Here is an 18625-nt window from a genome sequence, read left to right as displayed (position 1 = left end):
GTCTCACGACTCGTTTGGTGGAATCCGATCGACAGTGGCACGCGCATTTCATTGAGCGTGTAGCGCAGCCACGGGCGGGAGATCCAAGATGATGAGCTTGTTCAATAAAAAAGACAGCCGCGACAGATCAACTCCTCCCCACACTCGGCGATCCACAGCAATGAACGATGGAATCGTTGGCGTTCTGTCAATCCGAATCGTGACCCAGGGCAAGTCGCGACTGGCCTCGATGCTCGATCGGCAACAATTAGCGCGTCTCAAAAGCCTGAACTAAGGGCCAAGAAGGATTTGCAAAGTGAGAGTTCTCTGCTTTCGCTAAGTCGCAGTTGTTTACAAGGAGCAGACTATGACGACGGTCGTTTATATACTGACCGCATTGAAGCCCGGCGTCGACCGCGACGAGTACGAACGATTCGAACGGGAGATCGACTATCCGTTCACAGCAAAGCTGAAGACGATTAGCAGCTATCGGATTCATCGTCTCACCGAACCGGTGCCGTTCGAGGGCGGCCCTTGGGACTATATAGAACGGATCGAAGTAACCGATCGCGCCGCCTACGAGGCGGAGCTGGCTACATCCGCTAAGGATCTGATCGAACTAATACACAATAACTATCTAGACGAATCGAAACTGAAGTTCATCTGGTCTACGAGGATTGATCCATGAGTGCGGGCGAAAAGGATCTTGAGGGCAAGGTCGCCCTTGTCACCGGTTCCTCGTCCGGCGCGGGAGCTGCAATCGCCATCGAACTCGCTAGGCGAGGGGCGCGTGTAGCAGTGCACTGCCGGCGTGCATTAAGTGACGGCGAAAGCGTTTGCGCTCGCATCGCTGCAATCGGTGGGAAGGCAGCGGTCTTTCCGGGTCATCTCAGCGATCCCGAGGCGCCGTATGCACTCGTTTCGCGCATCGCGGAGCGTCTCGGAGACGTCAACATCCTGGTCAACAATGCAGGTCCCTATGCGGATGCGCCGTTTCGGTCGTTGCCCCTCTCGCAGTGGGAGACGGTGATGGCGATCAACGTAAGGGCGCCGTACCAGCTCGCTCAAAGCGCGATCGCAGGCATGGAGCGTACCGGTTGGGGACGGATCATCAATGTGAGCGCAACGTCGGCCTACGCGCGGTCGCATTCGGTATATGGCCTTGCCAAACAGGCTCTCATCCATTTGACGGAATGCCTCGCGCTCGAGTTTGCGCCACTCGTCACCGTAAATGCAATTGTGCCCGGCCAGATCGCCAGCGAGCGCACCGACACGACGGTCGGCTACAAGAGTTCCGTGATCGCGGAAACGCCCTTGGCAAGACTCGTGACGGAACAGGAGGTTGCCCGAATGTCTGCCCTTCTCTGTACTCCAGATTTTTCTGCTGTGACGGGACAATCAATCATCATGGACGGTGGCCGATCGTTGCCGCGCACGCTGAAACTCGATCTCACAACGACCGGCTAATTGCACGCAGGAGAAAGACCGTTGCTTTCTCTTGCAAGAGGCCTCGCCTCTACATCTTGCAGCATACGTCAAAAAGGGACGTTACCCATTGCCGGCGCGGGGACGAGCCCTCGGCCGTTCAACCAAAATTGCTCGACTTATCGGCCAATAAATTGATTCGATCGGCCTTTCGGCGGGACCTGAAGAAATGCCTCGCAAGCCAGTACTTCTGCGGTGAATTTCACCGAAAGAGTGGAGGAATGCCGCGCGTAACGCCGAGTATCGTGCGTTAGGAATGTTATTCTGTCATCACTGGATACGAGATCGAACGTGAGGGGTAGAACAGCGGCCGACCCGCCGGATCCACTTGCCGGATCGAGGAGTGATGTTGATGCGGCCTACGCACCTGTTGTCAGCTGCGAAGGAGCCGGGAGTGACGGCTCCTCAGTTGCGAGTTCGCTCGGTGTAACGGCAAGGGCTCTAAGCGCGCTCGAAGCGGTCGGTTTTCGCGGCGTGGGCGGTTTCTGCTCTTATGCAGGTTTGTCTCTTAACCCGCTTCTTGGAACTAACTTGAATGCCGCCACTTTGGGTCGACACTTCGCAGGACAGTCTTGAATTTTCGCCCGCGGCGATTCGCTGTTGGGCATTCGTGGCGGCCCTGGTAAATCTCGCTTTCGTCGCATTGGTTGTATTTTTGGCGTGACCGCGAGGCGCGATCTTGCCCATTGAATAAATTGTCTCCTCCCCATCGGAAAACGCGCACCCGCACTAGAGAGCTTGGTGTGCTGAGCATCCGATGTTTCAAATCCAGCCTCAGGAGCTAGCGTGACTGCATACCGTGGGCCAGTGTTTGAGATGGCCGTAAAGCAATTCGAGGTGATCGCGAATTATCTGGGGATACCGGATGACGCAAGACCCCGCCTATTGCTGCCGAAGCGATCTGTCACAGTGTCGTGTCCAATTCACCGTGATGACGGCACAACGGCGGTGTTCGAGGGCTACCGGGTGCAGCACCACCTGACGCTTGGCCCGACAAAAGGGGGTACCAGGTTCGCGCCAACAGTTGACCTCGGCGAAGTCGCAGCGCTTGCTATCTGGATGAGCTGGAAGTGTGCGCTGGTTGGACTGCCATATGGTGGCGCCAAGGGCGGAATTAACGTCGACCCTTCCAGCTTGTCAAAGCGTGAGCTTGAGGCCCTGTCGCGCCGGTATATGCAGGAAATGATCCCCTTTGTTGGGCCGCACACAGATGTCATGGCTCCCGACCTTGGGACAAACGAGCAGATCATGGCGTGGTTCATGGATACATACTCGATGTATCAGGGCCAAACCGTCACCGAGATCGTGACAGGTAAACCTGTCAGCGCCGGCGGAACGCTCGGTCGCCGTGAAGCGACAGGCCGGGGTGTGGCTCATTTGGTTCGCCGCGCCGCGGACGAGCTCAAGCTCCGTCTCGATGGCGCAACAGCCGTCGTTCAAGGCTTTGGAAATGTCGGTTCGGTCGCCGCGCTCGAGCTGCAAAATATGGGGGTGAAGGTGATCGCGGTCAGCGATCACACGGGCGCGCTCTATCGGCCTCAGGGGCTCGACATACCACAACTGGTCAGACATGCGGCCTCGCAAGGTAGCCTGGATGGCTATTCAAACGAACTCGCTCTAGACCCAGCAGAGATGCTGACGATGCCCTGTGACGTGCTTGTTCCAGCTGCAGTGGAACGGGTCATCGACGCCGACATAGCGGGTAAGCTGCGCTGCCGTATTCTTGCTGAGGGCGCCAACGGCCCGACAACACCGGAAGCCGATCAGATCTTGGAAGGCCGTCAGGACGAAGTCTTCCTCATCCCCGACATTCTGTGCAATTCGGGAGGTGTGGTGGTCAGCTACTTCGAATGGGTGCAGGATCTCCAGCGGTTATTCTGGGAGGAGGAGGAGGTAACGCGTCAGGAGTATCAACTTCTGGATCGTGCCTTCGATCGCGTACTGGCACGAAGTAGGGGGGAGAGCATATTCAATCGCACGGCGGCAATGGCCATAGGTGTGGATCGTGTTCGAAGTGCAAAGGAAACACGTGGCCTGTTCCCATAACATGTTCGCTTTCCATATTTGCGTCTGGTTTGACGTCCTGTGTCGCAGCTAGGACGAGCCGGCACACGCCGAATTGCTAAGTCTGAGCACTCTGTGTTCGGCGCCTTGAAGGTCTTCCTGGCGTGCTCGAAGCTACTTAGGATCCGCTGGCAAAGCGGACTGCCTCCCAATTTTCTCTCGCCTTGGCAGCCGACGGCAACGATGAATTTGAGCAGGCCATCGAAAGCAGGGCGTTGGGCGTAGACGAAATTTGCGAAGATCCTGTGATCCTATTCAGGAAGAACTGCCTTGTAGTGACCGCTTCCCTCGAGATCCTAGCGTGTTCATCGGGTATGGGCACGCGGTTGATCCCTTTGAATTAGTGAGCTATGTTGTGGCCCCGTTCTGTTCAGGAGTACGTGCAAGGTTGGCGGCATTTAGCCGGCCTTTGGAGGCGTGATTGTACCTGAGGGTTGGCGATCGACTCGACTGCGATTGAGCCGGGCATCACAAACCCTGTAACGGGATGAGCCGTATGGTCGGCTACCCATAAGAAATCCTCTTCTTGATCGGCGATGGTGTGGAGGGGACAATCATGTTGTGGCAACGATTAATCCGTCCCGCTGCTCCGCGCGAGGTGCCGTACGAAGTGCGCCGGAGAGAGGAGCTGCTCGAGCAAGCGCAACGCATCGCCCACGTCGGCTACTGGGAACGCGATCTCAGAACAGAACGGATCACCTTTTCGGACGAAGCATGTCGCATCTTCGGGCTCGCGCCGCGTGAGGGCACCATTACGATTGAGGAAGTGACCGAGCGGTTGCATCCGGAGGATCGTGCAATCTGGAGCTCAGTACTAGCGCACACGCTACGCGGCGGCTCTCGCTACGACCTTAATTATCGGATAGTGAGGCCAGACGGCGAGGTGCGGTTTGTCCACAGTCAGGGTGATCTGACGAGGGACGCGTCTGGCCGACCTCTCAGCCTGTTCGGAGCGGTCCAAGATGTCACCGATCTCAAACGGGCGGAGCATCTGACGCAGCTGGTTTTTGAGCGTTCACCGGATGCAATCTGCATCATTGGGCGGGACTATCGGTACCAACGCGTTAATCCGGTCTTCGAACTCATTTCGGGAAGATCAGCGAAGGATCTCGTCGGAATGCACGTGGCTGATGTCTTAGGAACTAAAGTTTTTGAGCAGACGGTCAAACCGAAGCACGACCGATGTTTGGAGGGAGAAGAAGTCAGGTATGCGGACTGGTTTACTTACCCTGACACTCGACGCTATATCTCGATAAGCCATTCGCCCTTGCACTCCAAGTCGGAGCGGGTTGAAGCCATCCTTTCGATCTTTCACGACCTCACAGACTATTCATTGGCGTCCGACGCCTTGCGATCGGCGCAGGCTGAGCTCGCGCACGCCAATCGCGTCGCAACTATGGGGCAACTCACGGCCTCAATTGCTCACGAGGTAAACCAGCCAATCAGTGCGGTGGTAATGAACGCACAGGCAGCTTTGCGCTGGCTCGGCGTTGATCCGCCAAATCTTGAGCAGGTCCGTCAGTCCCTAGACCTGATCGTTAAAGATGGGGTACGGGCCGGGGAGGTCGTGAGCCGGATTCGCGGACTTCTGAAGAAGGCACCGCCTCGGAAGGACAGCATCGACATCAACAACGCTGTCCTTGATGTCGTCGCTCTGACCCGAAGCGAAGTGCTAAAGCACGGCCTTTCGCTGCAGACAGACCTCGCGACCGGTTTACCGCTCGTGCAAGGCGATCGCGTCCAGCTGCAACAGGTGATTCTTAATCTTGTCATGAACGCCGTGGACGCGATGATTTGTATCGCGGACGCGGAGGAGCTCAGGATTAGCACTTCAAGCGATGCCTCTGACCGCGTACTCGTGTCTGTGCGGGATACCGGACCGGGCGTGGATCCGAATATCGTGGACCGCCTCTTCGAGGCCTTTTACACCACCAAGCCCGAGGGGATGGGAATGGGCTTGGTCATCTCTCGTTCGATCATCGAGGCGCATGGGGGACGGTTATGGGTCACCGCGAATAAACCTCGGGGCGCTGTGTTCCAGTTTAGTCTGCCTGCAAAACAAAACGGCGTTTCTGGTGATGGACCGCGCCAAGCCTTGGCAGCATGAGTCTCGATGCAAGTAGCCTGCTGGATCTGGCGGAAGGTATCACAGGCCTTCTCAGGCACGAAAATACTTGCGAGTGCCGCTAGCGCTGCCCTGGTTCAACCGAGGAGGGCGGCACTGATGCAGGTTTAGAACACTTGCACTTCCGATCGATCTATCGGCTTCGCATTTCGGGTAAATAGATCCAAAGATTCTAGGTCGGTTCCATCTTGGTCAGACACGAGACGTGGTCGACTAGGCGCTCCGCAGGTCGGGTCGCGTTTGTTGAGGCAACCGGTTGAACTCAATTATCGGTAGATGCCCTGTGATGTTCCTTGTCTTACAGCGCGGGCTGCCGGCGCCATCGCAGTAGAGTCACATTCGCTTCGAGACTTCGGTGTGACTGATCCGAGCGCTGGGTCGCACTGATGCCAAGCTCGGCGTGGATCGTCGTATTGATGTTGCCCGGTTCTTGTTTGGAATCCTGCAAAACAGTGCCAAATATTGCTGGATTTCTGCTTCACACAGCACTTGCTTCGCAAGTTTGCAGGAAAACAAACCGATCTTCCGACTAGATAAGGTCATCCAAGTACGGAGATGGCAGGTGAAGATCGGTGTTCCCAAGGAAATCAAGACGCACGAATATCGCGTAGGTCTGACGCCTGGAGCCGTCCGCGAATATGTGGCCGCCGGCCACAGCGTGCTGGTCGAGACGAATGCCGGCACCGGCATTGGCACAACGGATGATCAATATCGCAAGGCCGGCGCAACGATTCTGGACTCCGCTCATGAGATATTCGCATCAAGCGAGATGATCATAAAGGTTAAAGAGCCCCAATCTTCCGAATGGGCGCAATTGAGAGAAAACCAGATTCTCTTCACTTATCTGCATCTGGCGCCGGATCCGGAGCAGGCTAAGGGCCTGCTAAAGTCTGGGTGCACCGCAATCGCCTACGAAACTGTCACCGATGCGCATGGCGGTCTTCCGCTGCTTGCGCCGATGAGTGAGGTCGCGGGCCGGCTTGCGATCGAGGCGGCAGGTAGCGCCCTGAAACGGTATGCAGGCGGGCGGGGGTTATTGATCGGTGGTGTGCCCGGTGTTCAGCCGGCCCGCATCGTGGTGATTGGAGGCGGCGTCGTCGGTACGCATGCGGCACGGATGGCGGCGGGCTTGGGCGCCGAGGTCACTATCCTCGAGCGGTCGATACCTCGGCTTCGTGAGCTAGATGAGCTGTTCGAAGGTCGCGTTCGTACCAGGTTTTCGACAATTGACGCCGTTGAGGAGGAAGTATTTGCGGCCGATGTTGTTGTCGGTGCGGTGCTCGTTCCCGGCGCGAGCGCGCCGAAATTGGTCAGCCGCGGCATGCTGAGCTCGATGCGCAAAGGCTCGGTGATCGTTGACGTCGCCATTGATCAAGGTGGCTGCTTTGAGACATCGCGTCCGACGACCCACGCTGATCCAACTTACGAGATCGACGGCGTCATTCATTACTGCGTCGCTAATATGCCCGGAGCTGTCCCGCTCACCTCGAGCCAAGCACTAAATAACGCCACGCTGCCATTTGGTTTGGCTCTCGCCAACAAGGGATTTGCAGCCGTGCTCGAAAACCCGCATCTGCGCGCAGGCCTCAATGTCTATCGCGGCCGCCTGACTTATCGGGCCGTAGCCGAGAGTCTCGGCCTGCCATTCTCACCGATCGAACAGGCTGCGGCCTGATCCCAGAGGCCCCTCAAGGGCGTTTCCTCCCTGACTTGGGCCACTCCATCGGAGTGGCCTTCTTTTTTGGGTTCTATAGGCCGCTCAACGAAAGTTGCCCTGGGACCGGGGATCAAGTCGGGCAACGATCCCTGACACACTCGACGTTTTCAAGCCGCCTGGCGATATGGCGATACGAAAGACGTGCTTTTGCAATAGTGGGGTGTAGGCGCGGCACGTGCCCATCGCGGTGCGATACTGTCGGCGCCTGTCCTGTCCTAGCCTTCGGCTTTCGAACCCCGGTCGCGCCATTCCCCTCCAGCTTCTCGATGTGAAGGTGGTCAGGCGCGCGGCGTGCTCGCACGCTCCGCAGGAAGACTCGTCTGGAACGAGATGGAGTGCTCGGTTCAGTGGAGATGGCGGCCGACAGTGCGGACATGCCATCGAGGACCGGTTGCTATTATCAAGACCATGATAGACCAAATCCTCCCGTTCGCTGACGAGGCCAGAACGCCGTCAAGAGCGCCCGGGGCGATAGGACGGAAGAGATACACAGGGTGCAGCATGTGGCGCTTGTTCAGTTTGTTGGATTTTGATGGGACCCGACCAATTCCCAATCCCGGCTCAGATGGCCAGGGAACTCGTCCTGATATTCCTTGAGCATTCGGCGGTTGTGCCGCTTGGCCTCGGAGTGGCAGATCTTCTGTTCATCGGCGCATTTGACGACCAAGGCTTGTGGCTCGATCTTTGCCCCACGGTTCACCTTGGCGCGCAGAGCGGAGGTTGAAAGCCGCAGTTTCGTGAGGCCGTTCGCCGCAGCGTAGTTGAGGGGCTCATAGTAGCAAAGGACGAAGTATCTGTAGTCATTGAGATCGAGCCTGTAGTTTGCCCCGAAGTAGCGCAAGTGAAGTGTCGCTCCAAAGCGATAGAAGATCGCCAGCGCTGTCATATCTTCATCACGTTTGGAAACTGCTGCGGCTCCGAAATACGATACACCTGACTTTCTCTGCCCCGCGAGGATCCCTTGCATCCACTCGCGATTCTGCGTGCCGCCATACCGTGACCTGTTTTGGGTGATGAGATCAGCGGTTACCGAGTCATCGAGTTCGTCGGGCGCGCCCCATTCGACCCGGCTTCCCATTCGCCGGAACGCCGCGATTTCAGACTTGGTCTGATTACGATCATGCGCGCGCCAGCTTGCCATCATTCCGGCAAGCCCTGTATCAGGCACCTCCAACGAGGCTTGGGCAGAATGCAGAACGACGGCCCCGCCTATGGCATCTGCAAATTCCACCGCAGCCTGGTAGGGCATGTACGGCATCACAAAGCCGGCATATCCCCGCTGCTGCGCATACTCTAGCGCGCAGCGTCCCAACTCTGCTAGAGCCTGATGCCTTCGCCTGCCCTGAATGCAGGGAATCTCGTTGTGTGTGTTGCGCCGACCGCCGAGCCAAAGAAAGCCCTCTTGCCAGGGGCCCGGAACGCCCGCCATGCAATCTGGTAGGAAGAACATCCCAGGCGATTGGTCTCCTTCCCAAAGCGTACATGCGGCGACGAGCCCGGCCGACCCGTGGACGGAAAGCACGTCCGTTGCACCGAGTGAATGTTCGAGGCCTCGCAGCCACCGGTAGCTGTTGTAGAAATTGTCATCACTGACGAGGGCATCCCACTCATGCTCGTCCATGTCGGACAGCTTTTGCGAAACGCCTGAGCAAAACGCGTGGGACGCGTCGCTCCTGAAGCGGAAAAAGTTCATGGCTGTGGTCCGATTTACTGTGGGTCACAAGCGCGCACACCCTCGATGATGATCGAGTGTGGCTTTTGAAGATATGCATGCAGCTCTTTAGGAGCCTGATCCAAAGCGGCGCATTCTGGGGCATGTAGTTCCCGCCACTTCAAGGATAGAAGGCCGGCTTGCCCTAACGCCCGCTCCAAAGAAGCAGCGGACCAATACGATGCGAAGACGCTGCCCTGCTTTCCGTTTTTGCAAAGTCGTATCCTTACACCTCCACCATCGACATATGGTTTCTGAAGATTATCGGCGCTGAGCCTGAGGCCATAGCGTTCGTAATAGCTCCGACGTGGATCGTAAGATGGGTGAATCGGCAGTGTCAGCAAGCGCCCACCAGGACGTAACAGACCGACCATGTCGGCGCACATATCTTGCAGCTCAGGTCCGCTGCTAGCGTATTGCAGCACATGCACGGCAAGAACCAGATCGAATTGACCTATCAAATCGGGGCTGAGACGAGTGACGAAGGAGATGCCCGGAGACTCCTTCTCCGCCCGACGCCGCGCGTAGTTGAGCATGCCTTTCGTCGGATCGTATCCTACAACCCGGCCCGCGCCGCGTTGCTTTAGCCAGCGGGAATACAGCCCCGTGCCGCACCCGAAGTCGAGGACTGAGAGACCCTCAACATCACCAATAGCCTGCAATACGCTTGGAATTTCGATCTCTTTTCGAAAGGGCCAGTGAGCCGTGTCTTCATATAGAGTGGCAAGTTCGTTGAACTGGCCCGCATTGTTTTTGGACACGAGGACACCTCTCTTTTCCTTACTTATGCGGTATATTGGCGCGAACACTTGCGCATGAGCGTAGTCTCGGGATTCGGGAGTTCACAAGGAGGTGGGGCTTGCAGGGCGCGAACGCCAAAAGCGCAATCCAGGAGCGCTCGTTGCAACGCGCGAGAAATTTCCGCGCGATGATCAACATGTAGCGCTCGCATTTCAGCTCCTCCTGTACGTGCCAAGAGCATTGAGCAGATCAACTCGACGAGAGTGGTGTGCAGCAGCTCAACACGCGCCACAAGCCATCTCAGATCGGCTGCAGCGCAATCTCGTCGAGCTCCTTCAGCACAAACCCCATCTTGATGTCGCGGCGTCGCTGCCGCCCTCCGACAAGAACCAAAGCCGCTCCTGGACAAACGCCACGCGGGCACCCAGCGACGGACGGCCGAAGCAATTGGCGGACCATCACTCGAGCGTGCGGCGTCTATGGCATCGATTCGAGTCAATCGAGCAAGTTTCATCTGAACTCCGGGCTCGGTGCCTCCGAGACTGCGATGGACGTAATAGATCCTGCCCCTCTCCCAGCAATCGGCGTGCCGCAAAAGACATTGTGCGAGCCTTGCTTGAAAGAGGGAATAACCACGTGCTTCGCGCCGCTCTGGAGGAAGAGTCGCATTCTACTGTCGGGTTCCGCTCATCATCGTCTCCAACCGGACGCGGCTGAATACGACAAGGCCAGCCTCAAATGACTACGGTCCGCTCACGCGCCGAATTCAAATCGTTCCCTGAGGATAATGTGCCCCTATGGCGACCTACCTAAGCGCACAGTATCGGAGCATCACCTGGCGTGATGCGGCTTGCGGCACGCGATCCAATGATGCTGTCGTTGGCCGACGACGCTGCCGTGCTCCAGCGGCCGTCTCGAGGCCATGTGCGAATAGATGCCGATCCGGTACGAACGCGTCTGCTGCTCACTGCAGCTCATGGCGAGACATGTCGTTCCTACGCCAAATCAGGGAAAGCGGAGTTGCAACGAGTCAATAGGATCGCGGGTCGTGGGGCCTGCGAATTCGCCAGGCCAACTTCCTATCGAAAACAACCGACGATAGCAGCGAGAGTATTAGTCCAATTTGACTGCCATGGCGCAGTCTGCGCAGACTATGCCCGATCCGCGCAACAGCTGCAGCTTCCTTCCATGTCATCACAGCAATCGGGGTGCCGGTCGCGAGAATTGGTGCGAGCCTTGCTTGACGTGAGCAAAAGGACCTGCGTCCGGACGACGGGGCGCTGGAATGAGAGTGCGACTTTGTCAGGTTTCCCACTTTGGCGTCTCCAACCGGACACGGACCGCACGACAACATGGAGAGAGAAATGAAGGTGACCCCACAGACCTACCTCGCACGGCTGTTGGCACTGGCAGGACGCTGAATGGAAATCCCGGCCTTGCTTCGGGGTGTTCGCAGGCAAGCGCGGCTTTTTGGACGGGAAGGGCCGGCGTGCAAGCAAGCCCCGGCGTGTCGTACCACCGCCGCATTGGACAAATGCCGATCACTCCCTCAGATGTCGACTGACAGTAATGCCCGACGAGTGCACCTGAAACTGGCTCAGATATACAAGGCTATCGGGTGGGCCGCTCAGCGCTTGCAGGGGCTGCGCTACGCGCATGAGCTGCGGGCTTTTAACAGCTGGATGACGCTCTCTCCTACATTAGCGCCCCGTCGAGGCTCCTGGGCGGAGACGGAAGCGACCGCCAGAGCCGGAAAAGGACACAAGTCAACGCTCCAGAATTGTGAGGCGCTGTCATTTTTCTTTCTGCCCCAGCAGCTTTCCAGTCTTGCGACTTATGAAGTGCAACTGCGAACAAGCGGGGCAGACAACGCCTTGGAATTCTCGTTCGGTCGCCTCGGCATCAGCATCGAGCCACTTCTGGACCATCATATTGGTGATCGGGCAGGCGAAAGTGAAGGCGCGCATATCTTCCCTTTGGTATGGAGTGCTGGTCACGCGCAAAAAGCGAAAGTCCGTGTGCCTGATCTCGCAATCACGATAGCGCAGGTGCGGGCCCAGGCACTCGCTCCAACCCACACTATGCAATCCTCGTGGAGTTGCCTTGATCTCGCGCAAGCGAACCGACCCCGGTAAGAACTGCAGTTCACAATGAGGAACCAAGGAGCGCGCCTGCGAGACGACGGAATGATTTGGCGGAAGCAATCCACACATCTGTGAATAAATTTGAGCAAAGCACTATCGCACCAAGGTCTACCCAAGGCCGGAGGATACTAGATGGATCGACAAGGTCGAGAGCCTTCAAGACGAAGTGATGCCTGCTTGCAGGAAGATGAACTCGTCTTTCGATCCGGAGGAATTGGTATCGGTTGGCGCGCCTAGGTCAAGGGCAAGAAAATCTCTCTCTCTCTCTCTGCATACCAGGGTTCGAATGACGTTGTCCCAAGCTTCTCCTTCTAAACTGCATCAACCTTCAGAGATACCAGTTGGCGAGCACTTGGCTCGCCGGGCCCGGGCTCTGCTTGACCCCCATCCGTTCGCTGCGGAGATGTCCAAGGATCAGGTTGCCAGTCTACTACCTGAATACTTAGCGATGTCACAAGCGTTCCCGCACCTGCAGGCGGGATCGCAAAAGGATCTCATATTCGACGCAATCCGTCGCAATCGAGACCTCCCGAGGGACGTTGAGCTGACCAGTGTGGTCGCAAATTTTATCTGCTGGGATGAAACGGGAGGTCATAGTCAGGTTCTACAAGGCGGCAACGCTGCGCTACCCAGTATTCTGAACACAGAAAACTTCCACTCAAAGCTCTTTAAAAGAGATGCGTGGCGCCTACTTGGCCGAGCAATACAGCCTAACTACAGCGCCACAACGAGCCGGTACTTGCGTGCGCTATATCATGGCTTGTCGTCGAGAGACCCCATAATGCGCTGCGCCTACATGGTTGCCTTTGAGCTACATGCTGCGGCAATGATCCAGGCACTTTGGACCACTTTAGTCAAAACCTTTGATGCTCGATCTAACGATCTTGAGTATTTTCAGGTCCATGTTGGCGGCGAGGATCCTGCGGAGAAACATCACGGAGAGATGACAAGCAGGCTCATTAGCGAACTGGTCCCTGCCGACTGCAATAGCCGTTTCTTGGACGAATTCGACCGCGCGTATGGTCTCAGCTTAGAGTGGTGCCGCAATCTAGTCGGAATTGATTCGCTTGACGGAGATGGTCGGCCGGAGGTTGAACACAGTGGCCGCTGTCACTGTGGGTCTGTCAAGTTCTACGTACGAGCGCCAGCAGAGATTTCTGCAGTGAAGTGCAATTGCTCAATCTGCGAAATGTCTGGATTTTTGCACATGCTCGTTGCCGACGACAAGCTCAGGATTGAATGCGGCGAAGAACTCCTCACTACATACCAGTTCAATAAGAACATCGCTCGGCATACGTTTTGTCGGGTTTGCGGCATCAAGCCATTTTATCGGCCGCGATCGAATCCTTCAGGATTCAGCGTAAATGTTCGATGCCTAGATGGAGCGACGATCGAAAGCATAAGAATAGATGATTTCGACGGCGAGAATTGGGATCTGGCGATCCGCTCGTTGCAGGCGGATTAGAAGAGTCGAATTTGAGTGAATCCGAAAGGCGCGCACAATGAGTGATAAACGTGGTCTGCTTTCAGAAGATGCCATCGCGAAATACCGTGCAGAGCTGGCAGATAGAGGTACGGTCCTGATTGCCCCCGATACGCTGTTTACCAAAGACGAGTTGACGAGGATCGATCAGCTGCAGTCCGATATTCCCGAAGAAGAGGTTCGGAAGGGAGATGCCGGCGATTCTCACAATGTTTTTGTAAAACGAGTGCGGCTGGATCACGCCGGCCGTAATCCTAGCAACGTGAATGGTACAGCTTCGGAGCAGATCATCGAACTGCTTGAAAGGACAGAGCGGGTCTCCGCCCTCAGAAAGATCTTCGGAGCATCATCGGAGTACATCATTCGCCGATGCCAAATGCATCGCATGCCGCCTGGGTCCTTCGTTGGTATCCATTTGGATGCTGAGAGCGACCCCGACTTCGAGTATTCTGTAATTGTACAGCTCGCGACAGAGTTCGAGGGCGGTGAGTTCGTCGTGTATCCAACCGACCGTAAACTCCAAGTGTTTCGCCCAGCCTTGGGAAACGTACTTATCACCACATGTAGGTTCTGGCATGAGGTAAGGCAAGTGCACGCCGGGGAGCGTCGGTCACTCGTCTACTTTTGTTCAAAATACGGCGGCGCGAACCGCCGGACAATCGAAAACCATGCCGCTCGCGCATGAGGTCGGCTAGCTAGATGGCCAGGACTATATGGCGTGCGAATGAGGTCTATGGATGCAGGCCGGCATTCTCTAGATGGACGAAGCAGTATTGACACGAAGATACTTGTGGTCTTCGTCGCCCGTCGCTGTCCTCTGTTCAGTGATGCTGGACGTTAAGTTATCAGACTAAAGCGTAAGCGTAGCCGAAGCGGTTCAAGCTTTGAGGGTCCCAGAAGCATGAGAGCATCGATCTGAGAAATCGGCCAGCCTTGCGCGGTCCGTTCGATAGTTTGTGTGAGCCATGCATGCGGATCGACACCATTCATCTTTGCCCGTCTGCAGAAGCATGGCGATGGTCGCCCAAGTCCGCACCGCCGCCATGTCCGTGCGCAAAGGGTGCATTTTGAGGAAGGAGTCGTTCAGCATTTCTTGTAGAGCGTTAAGACCACCAGCGTGTTTGCATCATGGGATGACGGCGCGACTTCACCTGAAGATCACGTCCGCCTCGATCCGGCCGGAGGTCATCGCAATTTGGACCTCCAACCTGCCACAAACGATCCAGCGCTGTACTCGATGGTCTTTAGTTGCCACTGGCCGGTCGGAGAAATGGACGAATTTCACCCGTGAGCAGTTCCGACTATTACCCTTTTTTCACGTTTTCTCTTCCGGCGCCTGCGCTTTTTGACTCTCTCGGAAACCCGTCTTGCGGAGCCGCACAAAGAGCCCCGTAGCAAGCCTTCTCACCCTTGTAGTTGGCTAGGGCTTGGAGCAAAGGCGGCCCGAAGTACTGTTTCAGTTCATCCTGCATAGGCTCCGGATGGTCCAGCGATTTCAGCGCCAGCTCGACCAACTCGATCGCGCGTTCCTTGTTGCCGCTTTCGTAATAATACTGAGCGACCGCCCCATAGGAGAGGAACTTACGGGCGTCGCCTTGCGGCGGAACTAGCTCCAGAATGCGTTCGGACAATTCCCTGCCCATGGCAAAGCGCTCGGCACGCGGGAGATGGGAGTTGTCCATCGCCGGATCAAAGAGTTGGCGCATCGCCCCGGCCATCCACGGCTCGGATTTTTTGTCGATCGCGTCGCGGACCAATTGGCGCATGACCGGCAAGCCATTCCGCATGTCGCGCATTTTGTGAAGCAACAGACCCGCATGAAGCTCGCGGAAGTCGATGTCGTCCGGCATCACCGCGACGGCCTCCTCGACCGCCGACAGCGCCGTCGCCCAATCCTCGGCCTCCATCGCTGGCCGAAGTTTGGCGTAGATCGGCTTAGTCCGCGTCATTTCGTGCATTGCGCGTTCGCCTTCGGCGATACGCTCTGTATCGGCGGCTCTAGCTTCATCGCTGGTGCGCCAGCCGCCGTTAAGAATTTTCGGCAGAACGTCATCGAGTTGCGTTGGAAAACCGATAAAGGCGATGCGGCCGTCACGGTCGACGACGAACGAGGTGGGAATCCCGACAGAAAAGCTGGGATCCATCCAAAGCTTGTTCATATTCCCTGTGTAGTCGAATCCGATCCGGTAGTTAAGATTCGAGAACTTTTCGGTCAACCATGCGTCCAAGTTGGTTCGGGCCTCGTCCGCCGTTCGGGCTCGTTCACAAGCTGCGACTCCGAGGACCTCAACTCCGCTGTCTTTGTATTTATCTTGCAGCTGCACCAGATGGGGCATCGCCGCCACACAGGGGCCGCACCAAGTTGCCCAAAATTCGACGACGTACACTTTTCCCGGCTGGAAGCTCGTGAGGGGCTGGCCACGCAGCCAGTTCTCCACCTTGATCGGAGGAGCTGGGGACTCCATGCGCAGCACCATGTTGTTCTCCATAACGATTGCCAAACGTTGCGCGACTTTCTGCGCCAGCTTATCTCTCTCAGAACGGGGCACACGGGTTTAAGGGAAGGAGCATCGCTCGTCTTGCGCTCTGGATGCATGCAGCCCTGACTCAGTGTTGCTGGATCTCAACAGCAACAGCCGTGCCATCTCCGTCAGCGCGCATTAAGCGTCTGACTACGCTTCGAAAAAACTCCACGGAGCCCAAGCCGACCGGTGTTCTGAACCTGACGGGCGTTGTGCCGCTGTCAGGTGTTGGACACGAATTGCGCCCTTCGCGGGGAAGCTGGTTTGTGAGTCACCGAACGGAACTTGCTAACCCCTCTACCTGCCCGACAGGATTAGAGGCGAGCGATGCTGTAGATCGGAGTCGAAAAGCCAAGGCCGTGGACCGGCGACGCGTGTTCGTGTCTATGAGGACGGAATCATTTGCGGGCCACTGCAGCGGGGTGCTGCTTATCGGTGCGCCTTAAAACTGCCAGTGCTCGCCATCGCGCCAAGCGGTTCCTGCACACTAACTGGCACTCCGATCAGTTTTGCTGTCAAACCGCGACTGGTGCCATGGCGTCTACCACCGCCGGTACAAACTGCGGATCGTCAGCCATCGGCGCCGGCTGCCGGCGCGCTTGCCGACGCCAAGTGAACACTTGTTGTGGGGTCAGCCCGTGTCGCCGGGCAATCTCGGAAACGACCGCGCCTGGGACCAGCGTCTCCTCGACGATCCGGGCCTTGTCGTCCTTGGAGAACCAACGACGGCGTCCCGTCTCAGTGATCACTTCCAGCCGGCGCGCCGTCACGTCCGACTTAAGCGTATGGTCAAGCATAGACACAAGCCGATCCCTTCAAAGAGATCGTGAAATTCGCCTATCCCATGTGCCGCGGGAAGGTGGGTGCGGAACGACGCTTACACAAAAAGCTAGTTCTGCTGCTTGAAGAGGAGAGGGGAACGCGAACCATTGGCGCAATGATGGTCAAACTTAGCGCCCACCGGGAGAAGGTGTTCTACGTCCAGCCGATCTGCCTAACTACTTTGATCAACTGAAGAACGGCGCCAATGACCGCAGATTTGGATGCCGATCTGCATCGCTCCGGCATTCTGGTGCTCCGCGCGTCGAGGCACCAGAAACTAACCGTTTGCACGGTTGTGGTATAGGAACCGTGACAAGTTTGGTGCGCCGAACAACTTGGGTTTGGAATGGAACAATCGACATTGCCGCGCCAAACCTGGAAGAGAGTGCTTTGCCATCTCCTCAGGGCACCTTTTGGCTTCAGCATATGGTTGGAAATAGGGATGTTCTTCAAGTTGGAACAGAAAGCATCCTCAAGAGCGTACATGGGGCAGTGATCCAAATCAGAGCATCGTCAATAATCGACGCTCGAAATTCCGGCCCACCAGCCTGTCGCGCGCGATCACGAGACACTCCACCGTGCCTGCCTCTTGGTCGGCGGCAAGCGGAATAACGCCTTCCTTGTGTATGCTATCAAATAGCAATCCTTCATCGACAAAGCAATCAAGCGCCGTTCGGAGGGAGTTTAGTCTGACATTCCGCACAGATGAAATCACATAGGAATGGGAATAATCCGCTCCTAGCAACCGGTCAGCAATGCTGTGCAGTACCGAGCCTCCGCCCCACCGACCGTTCGCTTCATTAAACAGCAGCCGCCCGTCGATCGAGAAAATGGCATCTATGTTGATCATTCCGCGGTAACCCAAGGTCCGCGCAAGCTCCACAAATCGATAGGCGTGCGCGTAAGCGGTCGAGTACTGCTCATTGCTCAGGTCGCTCGGAAGCTCTAGACCAGTCCAGACGAGAGCCCTTTCGGCCCGATCTTCACTTCGATGCAGACGTATGTTTCCACTGTTAACGTATGCGATTGAACCATTTTCCTCGATTTCAAACTCGAGGTAGAACAGAGAACGGGCCAAGTGGTATGATTCTACGACGACTGTTTTACAGGAGGGGGTTATCATCTCAGACCAAAGTGCATCAGGATCAAACGACGGCCAAAGGACACGCCGGGTCTCCCTTGCCCCAGGTAGTGGAGCGCTCTCCTTGCCAGTTAATATGATATTTCCAACCCCGCCGGCTCCATTATCTAACTTTACAATGACGCTGCCGGTTTCAAGCCTTAGGGAGTTGACCGCTCTGAACAATTCTTCTGAGCTTGTTGCTATGCATCCACTGGGCAACGGAAGCGTGACGCTTGTTGCCAATTGACGGAAGTGGCTTTTACGATTCAATAGATCAGGGCCTCGCTGCAGAGCGAAGTCGTCCCCGTTCTGCTGTATGCCGAGCATTGCCGCCAAGCGCGCAACGCCTTCAGTAGAATAGCAAGCACATAGTTCCCAATGTGTTTTCTCACGAACGTGGCAGCGGATTTGTTCAACAATTGTATTGGACTGTAGAGTGAAATCACAAAGGACTCGGGTCTCGTGCGCGTTTTCTGGTACGAGCACCAGGACAGTCGATGGGTCGAACCTTAGCGTCGCGCCAACGTAGTGAAGCAGGTCATTTGGGATCGCTACCGGAGAGACGATTAGGTCGCCCGCTTGTGCAAACCATACGGAGCGCCAGGCCGACTTGGCTGCAAGCGAAAGTTGGATTGCCGTCAGATCGGCACCCGACATTTGGGCGGTACCGGCGTTCATAATTAGGATCCGCGGCATCAACGAGCTCCGT

13 protein-coding genes and 1 pseudogene are annotated in these 18625 nt (G+C 56.5%); 7 read left to right on the top strand and 7 right to left on the bottom strand.

Annotated features, from left to right (window positions below; translation table 11 throughout):
- Positions 1-346: 346 nt before the first annotated feature.
- From J6524_RS09495 to ald, 5 genes are all read left to right on the top strand, one after another.
- Positions 347-667, top strand: coding sequence for a RedY/HapK family protein (locus J6524_RS09495; RefSeq protein WP_225670087.1), 321 nt, complete (start codon positions 347-349; stop codon positions 665-667).
- A complete protein-coding gene (locus tag J6524_RS09490) occupies positions 664-1446 on the top strand; it encodes an SDR family NAD(P)-dependent oxidoreductase (protein ID WP_225670086.1) in 783 nt (260 codons plus the stop codon). The genes J6524_RS09495 and J6524_RS09490 overlap by 4 nt, the downstream gene beginning before the upstream one ends.
- A gap of 804 nt (positions 1447-2250) precedes the next feature.
- On the top strand, positions 2251-3510 hold the full coding sequence (locus J6524_RS09485; RefSeq protein WP_225670085.1) for a Glu/Leu/Phe/Val family dehydrogenase: 1260 nt from the start codon (positions 2251-2253) through the stop codon (positions 3508-3510).
- Positions 3511-4054: 544 nt separating this feature from the next.
- Positions 4055-5635, top strand: coding sequence for a PAS domain-containing sensor histidine kinase (locus tag J6524_RS09475; RefSeq protein WP_376711994.1), 1581 nt, complete (start codon positions 4055-4057; stop codon positions 5633-5635).
- 580 nt (positions 5636-6215) lie between these two features.
- Positions 6216-7328: an alanine dehydrogenase gene (ald, locus tag J6524_RS09470; protein ID WP_225670226.1), complete on the top strand. Its 1113-nt coding sequence runs from the start codon at positions 6216-6218 to the stop codon at positions 7326-7328.
- A 556-nt stretch (positions 7329-7884) separates the two neighbouring features.
- On the opposite strand, the gene J6524_RS09465 is transcribed toward ald, so the two are convergent.
- The 3 genes from J6524_RS09465 to J6524_RS09455 all read right to left on the bottom strand — a co-directional run bounded on the left by J6524_RS09465 (position 7885) and on the right by J6524_RS09455 (position 11939).
- The gene (locus J6524_RS09465; protein ID WP_225670084.1) at positions 7885-9063 is read right to left on the bottom strand and encodes a peptidogalycan biosysnthesis protein; all 1179 of its coding nucleotides are present in this window, start codon (positions 9061-9063) and stop codon (positions 7885-7887) included.
- Positions 9064-9077: 14 nt separating this feature from the next.
- Entirely contained in the window at positions 9078-9842 is a 765-nt protein-coding gene (locus J6524_RS09460) for a class I SAM-dependent methyltransferase (protein WP_225670083.1), read from the bottom strand.
- A gap of 1773 nt (positions 9843-11615) precedes the next feature.
- Positions 11616-11939: a hypothetical protein gene (locus J6524_RS09455; protein WP_225670082.1), complete on the bottom strand. Its 324-nt coding sequence runs from the start codon at positions 11937-11939 to the stop codon at positions 11616-11618.
- Positions 11940-12369: 430 nt separating this feature from the next.
- Here J6524_RS09455 and J6524_RS09450 point away from each other — a divergent pair, with 430 nt between their 5' ends.
- Together J6524_RS09450 and J6524_RS09445 are read left to right on the top strand one after the other, a co-directional pair.
- Entirely contained in the window at positions 12370-13431 is a 1062-nt protein-coding gene (locus J6524_RS09450; protein WP_225670081.1) for a GFA family protein, read from the top strand.
- Positions 13432-13468: 37 nt separating this feature from the next.
- The gene (locus tag J6524_RS09445; protein ID WP_225670080.1) at positions 13469-14134 is read left to right on the top strand and encodes a 2OG-Fe(II) oxygenase; all 666 of its coding nucleotides are present in this window, start codon (positions 13469-13471) and stop codon (positions 14132-14134) included.
- A gap of 152 nt (positions 14135-14286) precedes the next feature.
- Here J6524_RS09445 and J6524_RS09440 read toward each other — a convergent pair.
- From J6524_RS09440 to J6524_RS09425, 4 genes and pseudogenes are all read right to left on the bottom strand, one after another.
- Positions 14287-14507 (bottom strand): annotated as a pseudogene (locus J6524_RS09440) (transposase domain-containing protein); the annotation flags it as partial.
- A gap of 246 nt (positions 14508-14753) precedes the next feature.
- Positions 14754-15926 (bottom strand): TlpA disulfide reductase family protein, encoded by a 1173-nt coding sequence (locus J6524_RS09435; protein WP_225670079.1) that lies wholly within the window; start codon positions 15924-15926, stop codon positions 14754-14756.
- Between the two features lie 560 nt (positions 15927-16486).
- Positions 16487-16768 (bottom strand): IS66-like element accessory protein TnpA, encoded by a 282-nt coding sequence (tnpA, locus tag J6524_RS09430; RefSeq protein WP_225670225.1) that lies wholly within the window; start codon positions 16766-16768, stop codon positions 16487-16489.
- 527 nt (positions 16769-17295) lie between these two features.
- Positions 17296-18594 carry a preATP grasp domain-containing protein gene (locus J6524_RS09425; RefSeq protein WP_225670078.1) on the bottom strand — a complete coding sequence of 433 codons (1299 nt, stop codon included), beginning with the start codon at positions 18592-18594 and terminating at the stop codon, positions 17296-17298.
- Positions 18595-18625 lie beyond the last annotated feature (31 nt).

This window comes from Bradyrhizobium hereditatis, from assembly GCF_020329435.1.
Taxonomy (GTDB): Bacteria; Pseudomonadota; Alphaproteobacteria; order Rhizobiales; family Xanthobacteraceae; genus Bradyrhizobium; species Bradyrhizobium hereditatis.
Note: the sequence above shows the minus strand (reverse complement) of the source record. Positions and strands in the feature narration are given on the sequence as shown.

Bases quoted from the DNA above. Each gene is read 5' to 3' on its own strand.
- tnpA (WP_225670225.1), bottom strand. From the start codon at position 16,768: ATGCTTGACCATACGCTTAAGTCGGACGTGACGGCGCGCCGGCTGGAA.
- J6524_RS09425 (WP_225670078.1), bottom strand. From the start codon at position 18,594: ATGAACGCCGGTACCGCCCAAATGTCGGGTGCCGATCTGACGGCAATC.
- J6524_RS09435 (WP_225670079.1), bottom strand. From the start codon at position 15,926: ATGGTGCTGCGCATGGAGTCCCCAGCTCCTCCGATCAAGGTGGAGAAC.
- J6524_RS09465 (WP_225670084.1), bottom strand. From the start codon at position 9,063: ATGAACTTTTTCCGCTTCAGGAGCGACGCGTCCCACGCGTTTTGCTCA.
- J6524_RS09490 (WP_225670086.1), top strand. From the start codon at position 664: ATGAGTGCGGGCGAAAAGGATCTTGAGGGCAAGGTCGCCCTTGTCACC.
- J6524_RS09445 (WP_225670080.1), top strand. From the start codon at position 13,469: ATGAGTGATAAACGTGGTCTGCTTTCAGAAGATGCCATCGCGAAATAC.
- J6524_RS09450 (WP_225670081.1), top strand. From the start codon at position 12,370: ATGTCCAAGGATCAGGTTGCCAGTCTACTACCTGAATACTTAGCGATG.
- J6524_RS09495 (WP_225670087.1), top strand. From the start codon at position 347: ATGACGACGGTCGTTTATATACTGACCGCATTGAAGCCCGGCGTCGAC.